Below are 19,664 nucleotides of genomic sequence, written 5' to 3'. Positions count from 1 at the left end.
TCCGATCCTAAAGGTGAGTCGAAACCACAGGAGACGGACCCATGCACATCCTCGCGGCAACGGACTTCTCGACCCGCTCGCAGCGGGCTGTGCGCCGGGCTGGTCTTCTGGCGCGGGATAATGGTGCCGAAATCACCCTTTTGCATGTCGTCGACGACGATCAGCCGCAGGACCTCGTCGCGCTCGAAAGGCGCGAGGCTGAACGGATTCTTGGCGAACAGATCGGCGCGATCGCCGAGCTGCACGGGCTTCGGTCGCACGCTCTCGTCATTGCAGGCGACCCCTTCGACGGGATCCTGCGCGCTGCCGCATCGACGAGGGCCGGCCTCGTCGTCGTGGGAGCCCACCGCAAGCAGCTTCTGCGCGATATCGTGGTCGGAACCACTGTCGAGCGTGTGATCCGAACCGGTCCGTTTCCGGTCCTGATGGTGAACAGGGAGGTGGATCAGCCTTACCGCACGGCCTTGGCCGCAGTCGACATGTCCGAGCCATCCCTCAACGCCATCAAAGCCGGCATGGCTCTGGGATTACCTGGCAGGTCCCGGCTCGCGCTCGTTCATGCCTTTCTGCCCCTGGCGAAAGGGAAGTTGTCTTATGCGGGACTCAGCCGGGAGACTATCGAGGAGTACGTTGCCGACGCGCGTGTCCGGGCCACCAAGGAGCTGATCTCGTTCCTGGATGCGAACGGGCTTGATGATCACGGACAATCGATACGTATCGAGGAGGGTGCCCCGATCGAGGTGATTGCCGCGGTTGTGGAGCAGTTGAAGCCCGATGTTCTGATCATTGGAACGCGCGGTCGCTCAGGCATCGCCAAGGTGCTCCTGGGAAGCGTGACCGAGGAAGTCCTGCGCTCGCTCGATGTCGACATCCTCGCCGTTCCGCCCCTCCGCTAGCGCATCGTGCGAAAAAGTGGGAACCGGTTTTTCGCAAGAACGATGCGCTCTTTCCAAGAAGAGAGCATCGTGCGGAAAAGTGGATCCGGTTTTTGGCAAGAACGATGCGCTCATCTAAGAAGGGAGCATCGGATTGGATCCCAAAAGTGGATTCTACTTCCTGCGTCCGATGCTCTAGAGCAAGCTTTCTGACGGGATCAGAATGCTTGCTCTTTCTCTTTGGCGAAGCATCGTTTTTCGCGAAGAACCGGTTCCCACTTCTTCGCACGATGCTCTAGGTCAGGGCTCCAGGATCAGCCTGATCTTCTGGAGGTTTCCGATGGTGTGCTGCAGATGGTGGCGCAGGGCCTGTGACGCCTCTTCGTTTCTTCGCTGCTCAAGCAAGTCGAGGATCTCGAGGTGCTCCTCGCATTGCTGACGGTAGCGCTGGCGGTCGACCATCGAACGATACGACAGCAGGCGTCGGACGCGGTTGATACGCCGCACCGCCTCCAGGAAGAAGGGATTGCCGGACGCGCCGATGATCGCCTCGTGGAAGCGCACGCCGCGTTCGTGGAGCGCGTCGGCGCTGTCCGTCTCGATGGCGCCGGCGAGCAGCCGGAGTTCCGCTTCGCGGCAGCGAGCGGCGACATCCGGATCGAGGCGATAGGTCGGCTCCAGGAGGGCAGCCGGCTCAAGGGCCAGACGCACCCGATAGGTCTGCTCCAGGCTCTCGGGCGTCGTCAGCATAGGCGAAAAGGACCAGCCGTAGCCGGGACGGCGCTCGGCCCAGCCCTCCTGGGCAATCCGTCCCAGTACGGTGTTCAGCTGTGCCTTGGTGACTGCATAGGTTTCCTTGAGATAGGCCTCGGAGGCAGGATCGGGGAGGCGTCCGTGAAGGTGATCCTCGGCGATGCTGAAGTAGACGCGGGTGGCGTCGTCCCTGGCGGCGAGCCCCAGGCTCTCCGGCGAGGCGTTCCCGACATCCGAGACGAAGTAGCCACGGTTGGGCCGATGGGTGAGGACCCCCTTGGCGGCGAGCAGCTGCAGGGCTTGGCCGATGGGAAAACGGGACACGCTGAAGCGCTCGGACAGTTCCTGCGCCGTCAGATGGGTTCCCCGGGACAGTCCGCCTCCGCGGATATGCTCCAGAATCTGCGCGGCGAGTCCCTCGGTCAATTCTCGCTTTCCGTTGACCGCACGGTCTCCGACTGAACTCATGAGCAAACCCTCGCACCCGGTCCCAAAACGGCCTGCTCTTCCTTTATCCCATTTGCCGGGTTCACGGTATCCTCGGGCCGACTGGCCCGAGGATACCATACCTGTCGTCCGGAGCCGGGTCTCAGGACTTCACGAGACCGACGGATTTCAGCACGTCGCCGACGCGAACCTGCTCTTCCTTGAGGAAGTCCGCGAAGGGAGCGCCGGCGAGATAGAAGTCCTCCCAGCCGCGCTGTTTGAGGATCTCGGCCCATTCCTTGGACTTGACGAGCTTGTCGACCGTCTCGGTGAGGGCCTGCTTCTGGTCTGCCGTGATGCCGGGGCCCGCCATGATGGCGCGCCAGTTCACGACCTCTACGTCCATGCCCTGCTCCTTGAGGGTCGGGGTATCGGCATTGGCAAGCCGCTTGCCGGACGAGATGGCGAGCGCCCGCAGCTTGCCGGCCTTGATCTGGCTCTCGAACTCGCCGTAGCCGGAGATGCCGGCCGTCACGCGTCCCCCGAGCATGGCCGCCAGAGCCTCGCCGCCGCCCGAGAACGCGATGTAGTTCACCTTCGCCGGATCCGAACCGGCGGCCTTCGCGAACAGTGCCGCGAGGATGTGGTCGGCGCCGCCGGCCGAGCCGCCCGCCCAGGTCACCTTCGCGGGATCGGCCTTCACGGCATCGGCCAGCTCCTTGACCGATTTGATGGGCGAGTTCTCGGGCACGACAATCACGAGCGGATCGCCCGTGAGACGAGCGATCGGCGTGACCTGATCGAGCGTGACCGGCGCCTTGTTGGTGAGGATCGCGCCGACCATGGTAATGCCGTTGACCATGAGCTGGCCCGGGTCGCCTTTCGCCTGGTTGACGAACTGGGCAAGGCCCACGGTGCCGCCCGCTCCGGTGACGTTCACCACCTGGACGCCCTTGGCGAGACCCGTCTGCATCAGCACCTGCTGGATCGAGCGAGCGGCTGAATCCCATCCGCCGCCGGGTCCGGCGGGCGCCATGATCCTGAGCTCCTGCTGCGCGAAGGCCGACGATGCGAAGAGCGTCACGGCTGCGACGGCGGCGACGCGGACCGTCTTGATAAAGTGGCTCACGAGTTCCTCCCTTGGTTTGCGTGAGGTATTGAACGCCAAAGCGGACGTTGCCGCTCAGCGTCTGGTGCTCGGCGAAGCCTCTCGCCGATGATTTTCGCCCCTGCCGGCGATTACGGATGCATGCGTCTCGCGGCTTGTGCCCGCCGCCTCGGTGACGCGATGCAGAATGAGCGGAATGATGCCGCCGCCGCGCAGGATCTCGACCTCGAGCCCCGTTTCGACGGCGGCAGCAGCCGTAAAGGTTTCGATTGTTCCCGACATGCGGCGAAGAGTGACCGGGACGGCGCCGCGCGGGCTGATGCTCGCGGGATCGGCCTCGATGACGAGCAGGTCGCCGGGCCGCAGATTCAGGTGGCTCGGGTGGCGTTCCGCCGGAAGGCGAAGGGGCAGGATGCCCATGCCGATCAGGTTCGAACGATGAATGCGCTCGAAGCTCGAGGCGAGCACGGCGCGCGCACCGAGCAGGGCGACGCCCTTTGCGGCCCAATCGCGGGACGAACCCATGCCGTAGCGTTCGCCTGCAACGACGACCACCGGGGCCCCTTCGGCCGCATAGCGGTCGGCCGCGCGCCAGAGGGGAAGCTGCTCGCCCGATGCCGCATGGATCGTGAAGCCCGGTGCGATCCGAGGATCGAGGAGATTGCGGACCGACTTGTTCGTGAACAAGCCGCGCACCATCGCCTCCCAGTTGCCGCGCCGAGATGCAAAGACGTTCAGATCGTGCGGATTGTCGCCGCGCTCGATCAGGTAGCCGGCGGCTTCGCTCGTGTGCGGGATCTGTCCCGCCGGGGAGATGTGGTCGGTGGTCACGTCGTCTGCGAGAACGAGCAGCGGATGCGCCGCATAGGTTCCGAGAAGCGTGCCCTTGCCGAAGCCCGCAAAGGGAGGACGCCGGATATAGGTTGAACCTTCGTCCCACGGGAACAGATCCGTCGCAGGCGCATCGAGCACGTGCCACGTCCGACTGGCTTCGGCCGCGTCGTATGAGGTGTCGTAGTCGCGCGCATCGATGGCCTGGGCCAAGGCGGCGTCGATCTCGTCGCCGCCGGGCCAGAGATCCGCCAGACGGATCTCCTCGCCCGAGGGCGAGCGGCCGATGGGATCGGCAAGGATGTCGCGATTCACGTCGCCCGCGAGAGCGAAGGCGACGACCAGCGGCGGAGAGGCGAGAAAGCCCGCTTCGAGTTGCGGATGGACGCGTCCCGGGAAATTGCGGTTGCCCGAGAGGACCGCCACGGGAAGGATCCCCCGCTCGGCCATGGCCTGCTCGATGACGGAAGGCAGCGGGCCCGAATTGCCGATGCAGGTCGTGCAGCCGTAGCCGACGATGCCGAAACCGATGGCTTCAAGATCTTCGAGCAATCCGGCGCGGCGCAGGTAGCGCTCGGCGGTGGGCGAACCGGGTGCGAGAGACGTTTTCACCCAGGCGGGTGGCGTAAGGCCGGAGCGCCGCGCCTTGCGGGCGAGCAGGCCGGCCGCAATCAGCAGCCTGGGATCGGACGTGTTTGTGCAACTCGTGATCGCCGCGATCGCCACGGACCCGTTGCCGGGCTCTTCGGGAGAGGTCGTGGCGGGCCGTTCCGCCAGCATCGGTGCGAGCGCCGCGATGGTGGTCCCGGCCGGAATGCGGTCCTGAGGGCGCCGGGGACCGGCGAGGCTGACATCGACCTCGTCGAGGTCGATGTCGATCGTGTCGCTGAAGCGTGGAGCAGCCTCCGGATCGAACCAGAGGCCTTGCCGCCTCGCATAGTCCTCGACAAGCTGAACGTGCTCCGCGGAGCGGCCGGTCTCGCGCAGGTAGCGCAGCGTCTGCCCGTCGATGGGGAAGAAGCCCGAATTGGCGCCGAATTCCGGGGTCATGTTGGCGACGACGGCCCGGTCGCCCGCAGACAGCGTCGAGACGCCGCTCCCATAGAATTCGACGAAACGATCCGCCAGATCGATGCGCCGAAGGCGCTCCGTGACGGTCAATGCGAGGTCGGTCGCAAGCACGCCCGCCCTCAGGCGTCCGGTCAGGCGAACCCCGACGATGTCGGGCACGCGGATCATCACGGGCATGCCGAAGAAAACGCTCTCCGCCTCCAATCCGCCGACGCCCCAGCCGAGCACGCCGATACCGTTGATCATCGGCGTGTGGCTGTCGGTGCCGATCAGCGTGTCGGGCACGGCCCATGCTACGCCGTCGCGCTCGACGGTGGTGACGACGGTCGCCAGCCGTTCAAGATTGAGCGTGTGCATGATGCCGGTGCCCGGCGGATGGACGCGCACTCCGGTGAGGGCGCGTGTCGCCCATTTCATGAAGCGGTAGCGTTCCGCGTTGCGCCCGAACTCACGCTCCATGTTGCGCCGGAGCGCGTCGGTCGTGCCGAATACGTCGACCGCGAGGGAATGGTCGGTCGAGACGTCGACGGGCAGGACGGGATTGAGGCGGCTCGGATCGAACCCCGCCTCGGCCAGGGAGGCGCGCATGCCGGCGATGTCGACCAGGGCTGGCCCGCAGGTGGTGTCGTGCATCAGGACACGGCCCGGCAGGAACGGGATCTCGTCTTTGCTGCGTCCGCTGCTGAGCCAGTCGAGGATCGCCGCCTTGGCCCGAGGCGCGTCATCGCCCGCGTTCCTCAGCACGTTCTCCAGCATGATCCGCAGGATATGCGGCAGCCGCTCGAGGCTTCCTCCGGCTGCTGCGCGAATGTCGACAATGCGATGGTTTCGTCCAGTGCTCGTCATATGGGCGGTCGGAGGCATGGTTCAGAACAGTGTTCTCAGGCGGCGGCAAGGGCGAAGGCGGGGCCGGCAAGAACCGGTGCCTGGTCTATCCGGAGCGCAGTGCACCCCGTGCGCACCCTCAGGAGACGAAGCATCGACAGGGGCAGACAGGGACGGACCGCGCTGCCCGAACGCTTCATGCGTTCGGAAGGCTCCAAGCGCCCCCGTCGTGACGGTCGCCATCAATCGCTCCTGTGCTTCCCTGGCTCAGTCCCGGTGCGGCGGAAGTGACGCGAGCCGTTTGCTGTGCGGTGGAAAGTATCATTGCATATCTGAACTATTAAATGCAACACGAATCGCATTTCTAATTCAAGATATGTACGTGCCTCTTGAAACCATCGCAGCCGCGGTCTTCTTCGCTGGAAGGCAAGAATTGTGGCGGACCGCATGGCCGGGGCCGGGCTCGCAACATGGCTGGCGATGTCCGTAGGCCTGTCGATCCGAACTCCCGATGTCGGCGAGAGCGCCGATAGGTCATCGGCTACCTCTTCATAGTGCGTTAGCCTGCCGGATCTTCGAACCTATCATTCGGCTCAGCAGTCATTGCGCCCCAAGCACGTCACGCTCTGCCGGAGGCGTTCAACGGCACCCTGAGATGATGGGGCTAGCAGGAGGCTTCTATGACAATCGAAAACGAGAATGTCGCGACCCTCAAAGAGGCTTATGCGCGATGGTCGGGGCAGAAAGGCGCCGATAGCGAGTGCTGGATGGAGATCATGTCCGACGACATTTCTCTCGACTCGCTGGCAAATGGCTCACCGGAAATGCCCTTTTCGGCGTCTCGCAGCAGTAAGGGCGAAATCCTCGATTACCTGGAGGGGCTGACACGGGATTGGGACATGGTCTCTTTCGACATGAAGGAGTTCATCGCCCAGGATGATCGCGTCGTGGCGATCGGCCGGGTGGCTTGGCGCCACAAGACGACCGGCAAGGTTGCGGACACCCCGAAGGTCGATATTTGGCGATTCCGGGACGGGAAGGCCGTCGACTTCGTCGAGTTCTACGACACCGCCCGTGCATTCGCCGCCGCAACGCCCGGGGGCGAGTGAGCGAGAGCATCGGCGAGGATCGTCTGGATCAGGCCATCCGGCGGGCTTCATCGCGCTCCCTGCGTCGAACCGGCCGGGCGGCGGTCTTGCGCCCCATTCTCCCGATTAACGGCGCAGCCCCCCGCCCGCTATCGCCGTGGCATTCGACGAGGAGCTCGAACCGGCCGAAGTGGTGGATGAGACGCTTCCGGTCGAACCGCCGTTATTGAGTGTCGCCGAACTTGCGACATTGCCGCTGTTCCGACCCCAGGCTGAGCCGATGCCGTTCTTGGTGATCGTGTCGAAGCGCGTATTCCCCCAGATATAGAAGTCGTTCTGTCCGCTGTGGGTGACGGAACCCGTTCCGGAGCGGCCATCGGTTCTGCGTGACATGTTCGTCGTGCTGGTCGTCGACGAGTTCGACGTTGTCCGCATGGTCGCATGGGCATTCGAGATGGCGTAGGACTGCGTATTCGGGCCGATCGCCTGCTGAGAGGCCCTGACGCCTTGGTCCCACAATTGGCCTGCTACGAGGTTCTGCGAATTCGTCAGCGGCAGATTCCCGAGGAAGACTCCCAAAGTGCCGGCATGCGGTGGGGCACCGGCCGTCTGAGCTTGAGCCGCGCAGTTCGAGAGAATAAGACCGAGGGCGGGCAGGATGGCGCTTCGCATGGATTGCCTCATATCGGGAAACGGCTGATTGTTTGATTGCGTCGTCACGTTCCCTTGTAAAGGAAGGGCAGGGACGGAAGCCCTGCCCTGATGGCGACGCGGTTAGTTCCGGTACGAAATCGCGCCACCGGCGCCATAGCCGCTCGCACTGGACTGCGATGCGCTGTTGTAGCTCACAGAGCCATAGACAGAGCCGGTATAGGTGTTGGTATTGGTGTAGCTTCCGCCGCCCGAGAAGCCGCCCGAGGTCGAGCCCTGTGCCTGACCGGTGCTGGGCGTCAGGACGTTGCCGGCGGCAACGTTGCCGACCTGAGCGAAGCCGCCCTGGTCCGTGATCGAAGCGTTGCCGGCAGCCGCACCCCTCATCATGCCTTCATACGAGGAGGAGGCGGCCTGGTTGGCAGCACCCTGCGAGTTCGCAGCAGCGACGCCATTGTTCGCCGTCGCCTGGAACTGATGGGCGCCATTCACGGTCCAGGAGGAGCCGCCCGATTGCGTATGGCTGACCGTCGCGTCGACATAGGCTGTCGCATTCATTTGACGAGCGTTGGCGACTTCGCGGTTATAGAGATAACCAGAGGCGTGGGCATTGACGTCCGGCTGATTGTTCTGGGGTCCGTGGCCGGGGCGTGACGGTTGTCCCGCCAGGGCGGCCCCGGTCAGGGCGACGAGAGCCACAGATGAAAGAATGAGCTTACGCATCAGATATTCCCTTGAATGAGAAGATGGTCGCAACATGAATGCGATCGTTTCGATTGCACCGGTGACGGAAGCCTTGTCCGCACCCTGAAGGGGGCGCCGGGCGCGATTCATACACCCGTGCCCCTTCAGGCTGCGCCGCCTTATTGAGGCGCACCGATGCCGGTGCAGAGCGACGGGTTGTAGGTGCGGGGATTGAAGCAAAACGGCGGCGCTGCGGGAGTAGCCGATCCGATTGAGCCGGTGGTAGAGGCATATCGCGCCCGAGTGTCTCCGCTGATCGGGACCAGCGGCGCGCCACCCTGACCGTTAGCCGGGATGTAGCGCGTTCCTGCCGAATTACCGGAGCCATCACCGTAATAGACGACGGGCTGTCCGATGGCCGCAGCCTGTGCCTGCGCCTGCTGGATCGCGGCACGCTGTTGAGGGCACACGACACCCGTTTGGTTGAGAGCTGTCTGGACCTCCGGATTGTTGCACACGAGGGCGAGAGCGGCAGCGTTCTGCCCCATGCCCATCAGCGTCGCCGCGTAAGCACGCCGGTTGCACTCCTGCATTTCGTAGGTAGCCCCCGCTCCAAAATTGAAGCCGACGCCGCCGACGCCGATCGATGCGGAGCCGGCGCATGAATGAACGCCTGCCGCTGTAAGGCCGGGTGCAATGCCTGAGGCCGTGGAGGCAATTCGCTGCCGCGTTTTTGCAGGGTTGTAGATGGTGTCTCCATTCACAATGGCCGTAGCACCAGAATTGCTGGTTGACGTGCCCGAGGTCGAGGTGCCGGTTGATTGTGCGAGCGCCGGTGTCGCGAGCAGCGCAACAGCCGTCGCAGCGGCAAAGAGGATCCGCTTCATATGTGTTCCCTACCGTTCAGTCTTGAAAGGTGCTGATGTTGAATAAGGGGAGAGGTGCTGGAAGATCTTTGGAAAGGCAGATGATGAAAAATCAAAAGCCTGGATGTAGAAATAGCGTAAAGCGGCGCATCTCCTCCTTTGCGACCTTTGTTTCGCCATCATTCCGCCGTGGCGTGGTCAAGTTCATTCGTTTGATAGCAACATCTCGGGAGATTGGGGCGCTCTAGAAAGGATAGTATGCTTGATGGCTACTTCCTTTTTCCAAAGGCCAGACGCTGCCGCTTCGAGCGAGTTCATCTCGAAACAGGACGTCTGAACGATGCCGGCATGGAGGAGCGTCTGCTGCTCGCAGCACAGGTATTCGCGCCTGCAATGGAAACTGTTCGTCATCCGATCCGGTGCCGCGCATGTGCATTCCGCGGCCATCGCCTGTTTAAAAAGTCCAGCAGAGACAGCGCCATACTGCCGAAAATGGCCAGCTGTCATCCGGGTATCGCGACGGGGGGAGCTGGTGCTAGGTGCGTTGAGCCATCAGGCTTCACAGGAGACAAGCATGCGAATGCCATGTGACTTGCCCTGGCGAACCAGATCGGAACGCCCAGCCTTCGTGGAAACCGCAGCTCACACGCTTCGATCTGCGGAGTAACTCGAAGGCATGGCTGTTTTCCAATCTCGGAAGGACATCTCGCTCAATAGCCATTTCGGGTGGCAGATAGGCTGCGTCTTGTGTCTGCCGTTGGAGCATGAGGCATCACGGAACGACAGTGGCGACTTCATAGATCCTCATCGCTCATCATCTTTTGCGAGATCCGACATCGCTGGACCAGCTGAGGCCCTCTCACCCAGTGGAGATGAGGAGCCTGGATAAAGATATCGTTCACGACGATCGTTTCATCGCGTTGCTGACCCGGCAGGTACAACAATAGCCGGGCACCACGAGCCGGACCGGATAGCCGTCGTGGTAGCGCATCGTGCGGACCCGGTTTTCACGAACGTAGCCCTTCGAGTCCGCTCAAACGATGCGCTCATCTAAGAAGGGAGCATTGGGTTCAATCCCAGAAGTGGATTCCACTCTGGGACCAATTCGATGCTTCCATTGTAGAGCCGCGCATCGCATGTGGGTTCGATGTCACGTCCGATGGTGTCGGCAAGCCGTCGCCGTTGATGCGCCAGAACCGGCTCGCGGGTCAGCCTCAAGGCATGGTCCAGCAGCCACGGCAAGGCGAAAGAAGGAACGTATCAATCGAGCGGGACGGGGCGTTGCGATTCCGCACCGTTCCCGTGGGACATGGGCCGGAGAGCTAAGCCATGTCGAGAAGCCGGATGAGGCACAGGCTAACGGCCAACAAGGCGAGAAGCGAGAGGGTGACGGCAAGTGTCACCCGTCCGCCGACCCGGCCGAGCACCTTGAGGTCGACGCCGAGTCCCAGGGCCGCCATGGCGATCACAGTCAGGAAGGTCGTCAGCGGCATGATGGCGCGCAACACCATATCGGGGATCAGGCCCGTCGAACGCAGGGCCGCCAGGGCCAGAAATCCGATGATGAACCACGGCACGAAACGATTGAGGGAGAAGCCCGGCCGGCTCGCCCCGTCGCGGCCCATGGCGAGCGAAAGGCCGATCACGACGGGACCCAGCATGAGCACCCGAACCAGCTTCACCAAGGTCCCGAGCTGGGTGCTGACCAGCCCGACAGGCAGAGTCGCGGCGAGCACCTGCGGCACTGCATAGACGGTCAGGCCCGCGAGCACGCCGTACTGCGTCTCCGACAGCCCGAGAGCCGGTACCAGGAGGGGAAGGCTCAACACCACGATGACGCCGAGGATTGCCGTAAAGGCGATGGAGGAGGCGACATCCTCCGACTTGGCCCCGATCACCGGCGCCACCGCCGCGATGGCCGAGTTGCCGCAGATGGAGTTGCCGCAGGCCACCAGCACGGCCATGCGCTTGGGCAACCCGAGTCCGCGGCAAAGGCCGTAGCTCGCCGCGATCGCGATCACCACCACGACGGCGATGCCGACGATGAGCCCGGGACCCGCCTGCATCACGGCCTGGAAGCTGATCGAGGCGCCGAGCAGCATGACGGCGAATTCGAGCAGCATCTTGGCCGAGAAGCCGATTCCGGGAGCGAAGCGGGCGCCAGGGGTCCAGGCGGTGCGGATCACTGTTCCGAGAAGGATCGCAATGACGAGAGCCTCCAGCCACGGCCGCCCGGTCCAGGCCTCCTCCAGGTGTTGAAGGCCAATGGCCGCGAAGGAAATGGCCGCACTCAAGGCAATGCCGGGGAGCAGGCGCATCAATCGGTCGATCATCGGATCACGGTACCTTCATCAAGGGTGTCCGGCTGTCGTGCTCCTCCGGTTCGGATAACGCAAATACATAAATTTCATATTTTTATAACTCCTTGTTATATGACTTCGTCCGGACTCTCGGAAAATCTGCGGTTTTGGGATCGAGACACTGCGGAAGGGCAGCACTGGCCGCCGGATCCCCGATGCTCGCGGCAGGGAGGGCGCGGCGATCGCGACACAGCTCCCACGTTGTCGAATGGAGCAAAGACGAATGAGGTGCGGCGGGGGCGGGGATCCGTCACGCTCCTTTGCCTGGGATGAGTTGAGGCGACGCCTTGCTCAGACGGGATCAGCAACTATAAAAGTGACTCTTCCTCTATCCCGTTTAGGCGAAGCCAGCAGATGGCTTGTCGGTCGAGGCGGTGCGGCCGAATACCGTTACAGACTCCAAGGGACCTCAATGGCACTGGTCAAGACGTCCGAGCTTCCGGGCAAGGGCAGCCCACGTCCGGTCGGTGATGAGCCGCCTGCTCAGAATGGATCTCCTGCCAACACGCGGGGCGCGACATCCCAGCGCCGGGCGTTCGAGCGGGTCCGAGCCCGGCAGCAGCAGGCAGCGGAGCGGATCGGCGCCGCCACCGAGGAGCTCGCCAGCGGCGTTGCCGAGGCTTCCTCGTCCGCGGAAGAGTTGCGGCGCTCCATGGAGCAGATCGCCAGCGGGGCCGAGGAGGCGGCCGGCGCATCGCAGCAATCCCTGGCGGCCATCATGAGCCTCGGCACTCAGTTTGCGCAGGCCCGCGGACATGCGGAGCTCTCACGCGTGAAGACCTCCGGTCTTCACGCCCTTCTGATCGAGACCGGAGCCCAGATCGACGCTTCCGTCGGGGCTGTGGAGGGTAATGCCGCCCGCCAGAAGGCGATGGTCGACGTCATCACCCTTCTGGAAAAGCAGGCAGCCGATATCGGCGAAATCACCCGTGCGGTCGGGGACATCTCCGACCAGACCAACCTGTTGGCCCTCAACGCCGCCATCGAGGCGGCCCGTGCGGGAGAGAACGGCCGGGGCTTTGCGGTGGTGGCCGACGAGGTGCGTGCCTTGGCCGGGGCTTCGGAGAAAAGCGCGCAGGACATCCGGAGCCTGGCGGACGGCATCGTCAGCGACGTTCGGGTGGTGGCGGAGAAAATCAGGAACGCGGCTGAAACGGCCAGCACCGAGGCTCAGATCGGCCGTACCGTCGTGGCGGCTCTGGACAAGATCCGCACGGACGTATCCCTCCTGGCCGAGGGCAGCCAGTCCGTTCTCGTGGCTGCCGTCGAGGCGGAGGCTGCGCTCCGCGAGGCCCAGCGTGGTGCCGAGCAGGTGGCGAGCGCTGCCGAGGAACAGGCTGCGGCCGCTGCCGAGGCCCAGCGGGCCGTTCAGCAGCAGAGCGCATCCCTGGACCAGAGCCAGCAGAGCGCACAGGCGCTGGCGGTCCTCGCGGACGAGCTGCAGTCCAATACGGCAGGATTGACGGCAGCCGAGCAGGTCGCATCGGCGGCCGAAGAGCTGTCGGCCGCCATTCAGGAACTCTCGGGGGCCGCCGGCGAGATCATGACTGCTGTGGAGCAGATCAGTCGGGGCGCGCAAATGCAGGCCGCGGCCACCCAGCAGGCTAATACGGCTATGCAGCAGATCGAGCAGGCGACCAGCGCCTCGCGCGAGGTATCCAATGCCGCCGTCAAGCGTATCGAGACCTTGTCGGCGGATCTGTCGGACAACCGCAAGGCCACATTGCGGCTGGCTTCCGGCGTCGAGGAGGCATTGAAGGAGACACAGGCCGTCATCGGCCTGATGGGCGGCCTCGACGAATCCAGCCGGCGTATCGAGAAGATCGTGGACAGCATCGCTCTGGTGGCGGTCCAGACCAACATGCTGGCCGTAAGCGGATCCATCGAGGCCGCTCGGACCGGCGAGGCCGGCCGCGGCTTCGCGATCGTCTCAGGCGATATCCGTAATCTGGCGCGGGATGCTTCCGAGAATGCTGACCGCATCAAGGAGGTCGTGCGCCAGATCCGTGATCAGATCGCAACTGTGCGGCGTGATCTGGAGCAGAGCGCCATTGTGGCGGAGGCGGAGGTTGCGAAGAACGCCCTGACGGCCGAGAGACTCGGGGTCGTCGAGGCCGACGTCGAGTCGATCCGGCAGGGCAGCGCCGCCATTCTCTCAGGCTCGGAGACGATTTTGACAGCTGTGCGCGAGGTGAGGCTGGGCACTCAGCAGATTTCGGTCGTGGCTGAGCAGGCCGGCAGTGCCGCAACCCAGGCTGCCACCGCCGCGCGTCAGCAGGCGCGTGGCGCCGAGGATCTGGCTGCAGCCATCGAGGAGATCGCCTCTCTGGCCGACGAACTCCAGATCGCGGAGTCTTGAGACAATGTCCGGGGCGGCCTCTTCGGCTGCAGCACAGACGTTCCTGACGGTGCAGGTGGGGGACGAGCGCTTTGCCTTGCCTGCATCCGATGTCGCCGAGGTGATCCGCCCTCCGGCCGTCACCCGCGTGCCGCTCGGACCCTCAAGCCTCCTGGGGCTTGCCAACCTGCGCGGCGCAGTGATGCCGGTGGTGGCGCTGCACAGCCTTCTCGGACGGGCGAGCCGCCCTTGCGCAACCGCCCGCGTCATCGTTGTCGATCGCGGCGCCCCGGTCGGTCTCGTCATCGACAAGGTGGTGTCCCTGGAGGCGGGCGGCGCGGCATCTACTGACACAACTGACATGGGTGCCGAAGGTGGTCCGCCTGCGCAGCCGATCGATCTCGATGCACTGCTGGGCAGGGATTTCGGGAACTTCGCCCGTCCCATGCAGCACAGACAGAGTGCGGCTCCTCTTGAGCTTCAGACGCCGAGTGCCGTCGTGCGGGACGAGGTCGCCCTCGTGTGCTTCGCTGTCGCCGCGCAGGATTTTGCGCTGCCGCTCACTGCGGTGCATGAGATCGTGGCGTTCCCCGACGAAGTCGCGATCGTCCCGCGGACGGATGGCGTCATGCTGGGAGTCATGGCGCTGCGCGGGCAATTGCTGCCGCTGGTATCGCTGCGCGGGCTCCTCGGCCTGCCTGCAGGTGGGCAGGGCAGCGCCCGGTCGCGAGTGGTCGTGGCGCGCGTCGGCGCGGGTCTGGTGGGATTGGCCATCGACGGCATGAGGGAGATCCTTCGGGTTCCCGCCAGTATCATCGACCCCGTGCCGGCGATCCTCACCCGCGGAAATGCGGAGGCTCAAATCCAGGGCATCTGCCGCCTCGATGGTGGACAGCGTCTGGTCTCGGTGCTGTCGACAGACCATCTGTTCCGGGATCAGACCCTGATTGATCGGATGATGCCGCAATCGGAGGCACGCTACGACATGGATCGCGACATGGACACGGCCGATGGACGCCTGGGTGATGACGAGCAATTCATCGTGTTCCGCCTCGGCGGCGAGGAATATGGCTTGCCCATTGGATCCGTCGATGAGGTGGTACGCCCGCCCGACACGCTGACGCGCCTGCCCAAGGCGCCTGCCTTTATCGAGGGCGTCATGAATTTGCGCGGCCGCGTCGTTCCCGTGATCGATCAGAGGCGGCGCTTCAGGCTGGAGACCCGGGACGAGCGGCGGCGGGAACGCATCGTCGTCGTCAGAATCGACCACATGCAGGCTGGCTTCGTCGTCGACACGGTGTCGGAGGTTCTCAAGATCCCTCAAAACCAGCTTCGCCCGACCCCCGATCTCGCGGCAGACGGGAGTCAGATCATCGACCGCGTCGCCAATATCGAGGTCGAAGGACGAATGATCCTTCTGCTCAATCCACGCGAATTGCTGGACAGGGCTGAAAAGGACCTGCTCGCCGCGATGACCGAGGACAATCCGGAGCGGGCCACTTCGTGATCCGGCTGCTCATCGTCGATGATTCTCCTCTGATGCGACGCCTCCTCGGCCGGATCTTCACGGCCGAGGGCGATTTCGAGATCGCCTATGCCCGCAACGGGTTGGAGGCTCTGGAGCAGCTCGCCGCGTTCGAGCCGGACGTGATCACGCTCGACGTCTACATGCCCGAGATGGATGGCCTCGCATGTCTCGACCGCATCATGCTGCTGCGACCGTGTCCGGTGGTGATGGTTTCGTCACTCACAGAGGCCGGCGCCGATGTGACACTTCAAGCTCTGGAACTCGGTGCCGTCGATTTCATCGCGAAGCCCGTGCGAGCGGTTTCTTTGGAAATCGAGGCGCTTGCCCCCAGGCTCGTCGAGAAGGTGCGTGCCGCGGCACGCGCCCGCCTGCCCAGCAGCCTGCGGCTGGCCGAGCGGGTGCGTCTGCGCAGCGGTTTGAACCGTGCCCCCGCAGCGGCACCGCGGGCACACGCTGCCGCACCGCCATCGAAGCGGCGGATCGAGGGGGCTCCGACTCATGGGCTCGTTCTGGTCGGCACCTCGACGGGAGGCCCGCCGGCGCTAGATGCCCTCCTGTCCCGATTGCCAGCCGGTTTTCCCTGGCCGGTCGTGGTAGCCCAGCACATGCCCGGCTCATTCACCGGCCCCCTGGCCCGTCGTCTCGACAAGCTCTGTGCTCTCACCGTCACGGAGGCCACTCAGCCGATGCGGCTCGCATCCGGCCATGTCTATATCGGCAAAGGTGATGCGGATATCATCGTCAGCGCCCGCCCAGACGGTCCGATCGTGATGCCCGCGCCGTCGCTGCCGGAATACCGCTGGCATCCGAGCGTCGATCGCATGGTGGACAGCGCTCAGCAGCATTTCCCGCCCGAGTGCCTGATCGGCGTGCTCATGACCGGGATGGGAAGCGACGGTGCTGAAACCATGGCGCGCCTGCGGGCGCAGGGCGGCCGCACCATCGCGGAAGCGGAAGAGAGCGCCGTCGTGTGGGGCATGCCCGGCGAGCTCGTTCGGCGCGGCGGCGCGCAGGTGATCGCGCCCTTGGAGAAGATCGCCGACCGGCTCATGGACATGGTGGAGCGCTCATGACCGGCCCCCGCAAGATTCAGGCGCTCACGGTCGACGAGATCAGCCGCCTCTGTGAGTTTCTCTATCGTCGCACCGGGATGATCTTCGGTGAAAGCAAGCGCTACTACATCGAACGGCGCATTGCGGACCGCATGGCCGCCACCGGGACGCGCACCTTTTCGGCCTATCTCGCGCATGTCGAATCCGACGCGGGCGAGGTCGAGCGCCTGATCAACATCTTCACCGTCAATGAAACGTATTTCTATCGCGAAGAGCATCAGCTTCTCTGCCTGAGCAGCACGCTTCTGCCGAGTATCGTGCAGACAAGACAACCGGGTGATCTCGTGCGCATCTGGTCCGTGCCGTGCTCCACCGGCGAGGAGCCGTATTCTATCGCCATCTGGCTGCTCGAGAACTGGCCTCTGGTCGATGCCTATCATATCGAGATCATCGGTTCGGACATCGACACGCGAGCTCTGCTGGATGCTCAGGTCGGCGATTACGGAGAACGCGCCCTCTCGCGCCTGCCGACCGACGTGATCGAGCGCTATTTTGAGCCGGCCCGTAACGGACAGCGTCAGCTCATCCAGGATCTGCGGGAATCGGTGACATTTACTTCGGTCAATCTGGTCGATGCCGCGTCGGTGGCGGAGCAGGGGAGGTTCGATATCGTCTTCTGCCGTAATGTCCTGATCTACTTCGACGATGCCTCCCGCCTTGTGACGGTCAACAATCTCTACGATGCCTTGCATCCGGGAGGTTACATCTGCCTCGGCCATACCGAGTCGATGACCCGGATCTCGAAGCGATTCGATCTGCGCCGCTTCGAGGATGCGATCGTCTACCAGCGGCCGGGGAGGGATAGGGATGGATGATCTTCTCCAGCACTTCATCGTCGAGGCGCGCGAGCTGACCCAGCAGGCCACGGACGACCTTCTGGCTCTCGAACGCGAACCCCATACGGCCGCGCATCTGGAGAGCGCCTTTCGGGCCGTTCACACCCTCAAAGGATCCGTTGGGCTGTTCGACTTTGCGCCCATGGGTCTCGCATTGCATGCGGCCGAGGATCTTCTAGGCGCAGTTCGAGCAGGCCGTGGAAGCCCTGGCGGCAACGCGATCGACAACCTTCTCGAGTGCCTCGCTCTGTCGGAGAGCTGGGTCGACGCGATCGCAAAGACGGGGCAGCTCCCGCCCGACGCTGAGGAAAGGGGGGGTCGTTTGGCGCAGGCGCTACGCTCGACGCTCGACGAGGAACCGAGCCTGGCAATCCCTACGAAGTCAGAGGCCGACATTGCCTGGATCGAGGCTCTGCTGGATCGAAGCGCCGATCCGTCAGCGCTGCAGGCGCAAAACGTGCCCCTGGTGGCGATCCGGTACCTGCCCCGCGCCGACTGTTTCTTCGCAGGCGATGACCCGATGGCGCTTCTGCGTGCGGTTCCCGACCTCGTGGCCGTCCGCGTCACGAATCGCGATCCATGGCCGCCTGCGGCACAGATCGATCCCTTCTCCTGCAATCTGAAAGTCGAAGCCCTGTCCAGGGCAGGACTCGATGCCGTAAAGGCGATCTTCCGCTTCGTTCCGGATCAGGTGACGCTCAAGCAGATTGCCGGGACTGCGGGACGCAACATTGCCGAAGAATCCGATGCGGCTCCTCCAGGCGCCGTGACAGGCGCCAGCGAGGGAGGTGGCGCACGGACGCTGCGCGTCGACACGGCGCGGATCGACCGTCTGGCGGATCTGGTGGGCGAGATGGTCGTCGCCAAGAACGCCCTTGCGCATCTCACGAGCCGGTCCGGCGACGGATTGGACCAAAGGGAGCTGGTTCAAGGCCTTCTGGCGAGCCAGGCCGCCATCGACCGGCTGGTAGCCGAGATGCACCGGGCCGTCATGGATGTTCGCATGATGCCCATGCGAGACATCTTCCGCCGTTTCCCACGCGCTGTGCGGGACATCGCAGGTCAGTTGGGCAGATCCATCGACTTCTCCATGGAAGGAGAGGATGTGGAGGCGGACAAGGCTGTTGTGGAAGGTCTTTTCGAACCTCTTCTCCACGTGCTGCGCAATGCTGTCGGACACGGGGCCGAATCCGAGCAACGACGCCGCGAGCTCGGAAAACCCAGTAGCACCAGGGTCGTGCTCCGGGCCCGTCGCGAAGGCGGCCGGGCAGTGGTCGAGGTGGAGGATGACGGGCGCGGCATTGATCCCGCGGCAATCCGCCGAGCGGCCCGAGAGCGTGGGATTACATCGGCGGACGAGATCGACCGCATGAGCGATGCGCAGGCTACCGAGCTGATCTTCGCCCCTGGCTTTTCCACTGCTGCCGAGGTGACCGATCTCTCGGGCCGGGGCGTCGGCATGGATGCGGTGCGCTCTGCCGTCGAAAGGCTCGGCGGCCAAGCCGGTGTCCAAAGCCGGCTGGGACGGGGTACGACGATCCGCCTGTCGCTGCCGCTGACGATCGTCATGACGCGGGTCATGGCGGTCCGGGTCGGCTCTGATCTTTATGGCATCCCCATCGACAGCGTCATCGAGACGGCTTTCGTGCCGACAGCCAGCGTTCTGCCGATCGGAGGGGCGGAGGCCTTCGTCCGGCGCGACCGGACCCTCCCGCTGGTCAGGCTCGCCGATCTGCTGGATCTTCCCCGCACTGCAGAGTCTTCCATGGGCACGAAGGTCTTGGTGATGGCAGTCGGCAACGAGCTCGTCGGAATTGCCGTGGATGGGTTTGCCGAGCGGATGGACGTTCTGATGCGGCCCATGACAGGAATTCTCGCCGGCATGCCTGGCATCATGGGGACGACTCTCCTTGGCGACGGCAGTGTCTTGATGATCCTCGATATCCCGGAGCTTATCGGATGAGCGTGCGTTTGGATGGAGATCTCATCGTTCTGGAGGGACCGTGTCGAGTCGAGGACGCTGAGCCTTTGTTGGGCTACCTGCAGGCTGATCGGAGCCGGATCGTGGACCTGACGGAGGCCGAGCACCTCCATGCGGCCGTTCTGCAGATCCTGATGGCTTTGAGACCAGGTCTAAGAGGAAGCGGCAGGAATTCCTTCATGCGGGACTGGGTTACCCCAGCTTTGATGACGGCGCGCGCCATTGACATGGCACCGCCGCACGGCTGAACGGTTGTCATTCTCCCGGCATCCTCTAAAAGAGCTTGATAGCACTTACACCTTAAGCCGAGCCGGTCGTTCCGGGCAGCCCA

General features: G+C 64.0%; 16 protein-coding genes. 9 read left to right on the top strand and 7 right to left on the bottom strand.

Annotated elements, in window-relative coordinates:
* Positions 1–41 precede the first annotated feature (41 nt).
* A complete protein-coding gene (locus tag AB8841_RS07985; protein WP_370435246.1) occupies positions 42–896 on the top strand; it encodes a universal stress protein in 855 nt (284 codons plus the stop codon).
* A gap of 279 nt (positions 897–1,175) precedes the next feature.
* Here AB8841_RS07985 and AB8841_RS07980 read toward each other — a convergent pair whose 3' ends face one another.
* From AB8841_RS07980 to acnA, 3 genes are all read right to left on the bottom strand, one after another.
* Positions 1,176–2,096: an FCD domain-containing protein gene (locus tag AB8841_RS07980; RefSeq protein ID WP_370435245.1), complete on the bottom strand. Its 921-nt coding sequence runs from the start codon at positions 2,094–2,096 to the stop codon at positions 1,176–1,178.
* 121 nt (positions 2,097–2,217) lie between these two features.
* A complete protein-coding gene (locus AB8841_RS07975) occupies positions 2,218–3,183 on the bottom strand; it encodes a Bug family tripartite tricarboxylate transporter substrate binding protein (RefSeq protein ID WP_370435244.1) in 966 nt (321 codons plus the stop codon).
* Positions 3,184–3,237: 54 nt separating this feature from the next.
* Positions 3,238–5,928: an aconitate hydratase AcnA gene (acnA, locus tag AB8841_RS07970; protein ID WP_370435243.1), complete on the bottom strand. Its 2,691-nt coding sequence runs from the start codon at positions 5,926–5,928 to the stop codon at positions 3,238–3,240.
* 641 nt (positions 5,929–6,569) lie between these two features.
* Here acnA and AB8841_RS07965 point away from each other — a divergent pair.
* Complete coding sequence (locus AB8841_RS07965) at positions 6,570–6,998, top strand: nuclear transport factor 2 family protein (RefSeq protein WP_370435242.1); 429 nt, start codon at positions 6,570–6,572, stop codon at positions 6,996–6,998.
* A gap of 105 nt (positions 6,999–7,103) precedes the next feature.
* Here the strand turns inward: AB8841_RS07965 and AB8841_RS07960 are convergent, their stop codons facing one another.
* The 3 genes from AB8841_RS07960 to AB8841_RS07950 all read right to left on the bottom strand — a co-directional run bounded on the left by AB8841_RS07960 (position 7,104) and on the right by AB8841_RS07950 (position 9,199).
* Positions 7,104–7,649 (bottom strand): hypothetical protein, encoded by a 546-nt coding sequence (locus AB8841_RS07960; protein WP_370435241.1) that lies wholly within the window; start codon positions 7,647–7,649, stop codon positions 7,104–7,106.
* Positions 7,650–7,751: 102 nt separating this feature from the next.
* Positions 7,752–8,351, bottom strand: coding sequence for a hypothetical protein (locus tag AB8841_RS07955; protein WP_370435240.1), 600 nt, complete (start codon positions 8,349–8,351; stop codon positions 7,752–7,754).
* A gap of 140 nt (positions 8,352–8,491) precedes the next feature.
* Positions 8,492–9,199: a hypothetical protein gene (locus AB8841_RS07950; protein ID WP_370435239.1), complete on the bottom strand. Its 708-nt coding sequence runs from the start codon at positions 9,197–9,199 to the stop codon at positions 8,492–8,494.
* 237 nt (positions 9,200–9,436) lie between these two features.
* Between AB8841_RS07950 and AB8841_RS07945 the strand changes: the two genes are divergently transcribed.
* Positions 9,437–9,769 (top strand): hypothetical protein, encoded by a 333-nt coding sequence (locus tag AB8841_RS07945; protein WP_370435238.1) that lies wholly within the window; start codon positions 9,437–9,439, stop codon positions 9,767–9,769.
* Between the two features lie 731 nt (positions 9,770–10,500).
* On the opposite strand, the gene AB8841_RS07940 is transcribed toward AB8841_RS07945, so the two are convergent.
* Entirely contained in the window at positions 10,501–11,511 is a 1,011-nt protein-coding gene (locus AB8841_RS07940) for a YeiH family protein (RefSeq protein ID WP_370435237.1), read from the bottom strand.
* Between the two features lie 439 nt (positions 11,512–11,950).
* On the opposite strand from AB8841_RS07940, the gene AB8841_RS07935 reads away from it, so the two are divergent.
* Genes AB8841_RS07935 through AB8841_RS07910 form a run of 6 tightly spaced genes read left to right on the top strand, consistent with a single transcriptional unit; the run spans position 11,951 to position 19,581 of the window.
* Positions 11,951–13,897, top strand: a complete 1,947-nt coding sequence (locus AB8841_RS07935; protein WP_370435236.1) for a methyl-accepting chemotaxis protein — start codon at positions 11,951–11,953, stop codon at positions 13,895–13,897.
* A 4-nt stretch (positions 13,898–13,901) separates the two neighbouring features.
* Positions 13,902–15,383 (top strand): chemotaxis protein CheW, encoded by a 1,482-nt coding sequence (locus tag AB8841_RS07930; protein ID WP_370435235.1) that lies wholly within the window; start codon positions 13,902–13,904, stop codon positions 15,381–15,383.
* On the top strand, positions 15,380–16,477 hold the full coding sequence (gene cheB, locus AB8841_RS07925) for a chemotaxis-specific protein-glutamate methyltransferase CheB (RefSeq protein WP_370435234.1): 1,098 nt from the start codon (positions 15,380–15,382) through the stop codon (positions 16,475–16,477). The genes AB8841_RS07930 and cheB overlap by 4 nt, the downstream gene beginning before the upstream one ends.
* Entirely contained in the window at positions 16,474–17,331 is an 858-nt protein-coding gene (locus AB8841_RS07920; protein ID WP_370435233.1) for a protein-glutamate O-methyltransferase CheR, read from the top strand. The genes cheB and AB8841_RS07920 overlap by 4 nt, the downstream gene beginning before the upstream one ends.
* Entirely contained in the window at positions 17,324–19,315 is a 1,992-nt protein-coding gene (locus tag AB8841_RS07915; RefSeq protein WP_370435232.1) for a chemotaxis protein CheA, read from the top strand. The genes AB8841_RS07920 and AB8841_RS07915 overlap by 8 nt, the downstream gene beginning before the upstream one ends.
* Positions 19,312–19,581 carry a hypothetical protein gene (locus tag AB8841_RS07910; protein WP_370435231.1) on the top strand — a complete coding sequence of 90 codons (270 nt, stop codon included), beginning with the start codon at positions 19,312–19,314 and terminating at the stop codon, positions 19,579–19,581. Before AB8841_RS07915 ends, AB8841_RS07910 begins: the two co-directional genes overlap by 4 nt.
* The last annotated feature ends 83 nt before the right edge of the window (positions 19,582–19,664 follow it).

The organism is Microvirga sp. TS319 (genome assembly GCF_041276405.1).
Lineage (GTDB): Bacteria > Pseudomonadota > Alphaproteobacteria > Rhizobiales > Beijerinckiaceae > Microvirga.
The sequence above is the reverse complement of the archived record's forward strand: the minus strand, read 5'-3'. Positions and strand labels throughout refer to the sequence as shown.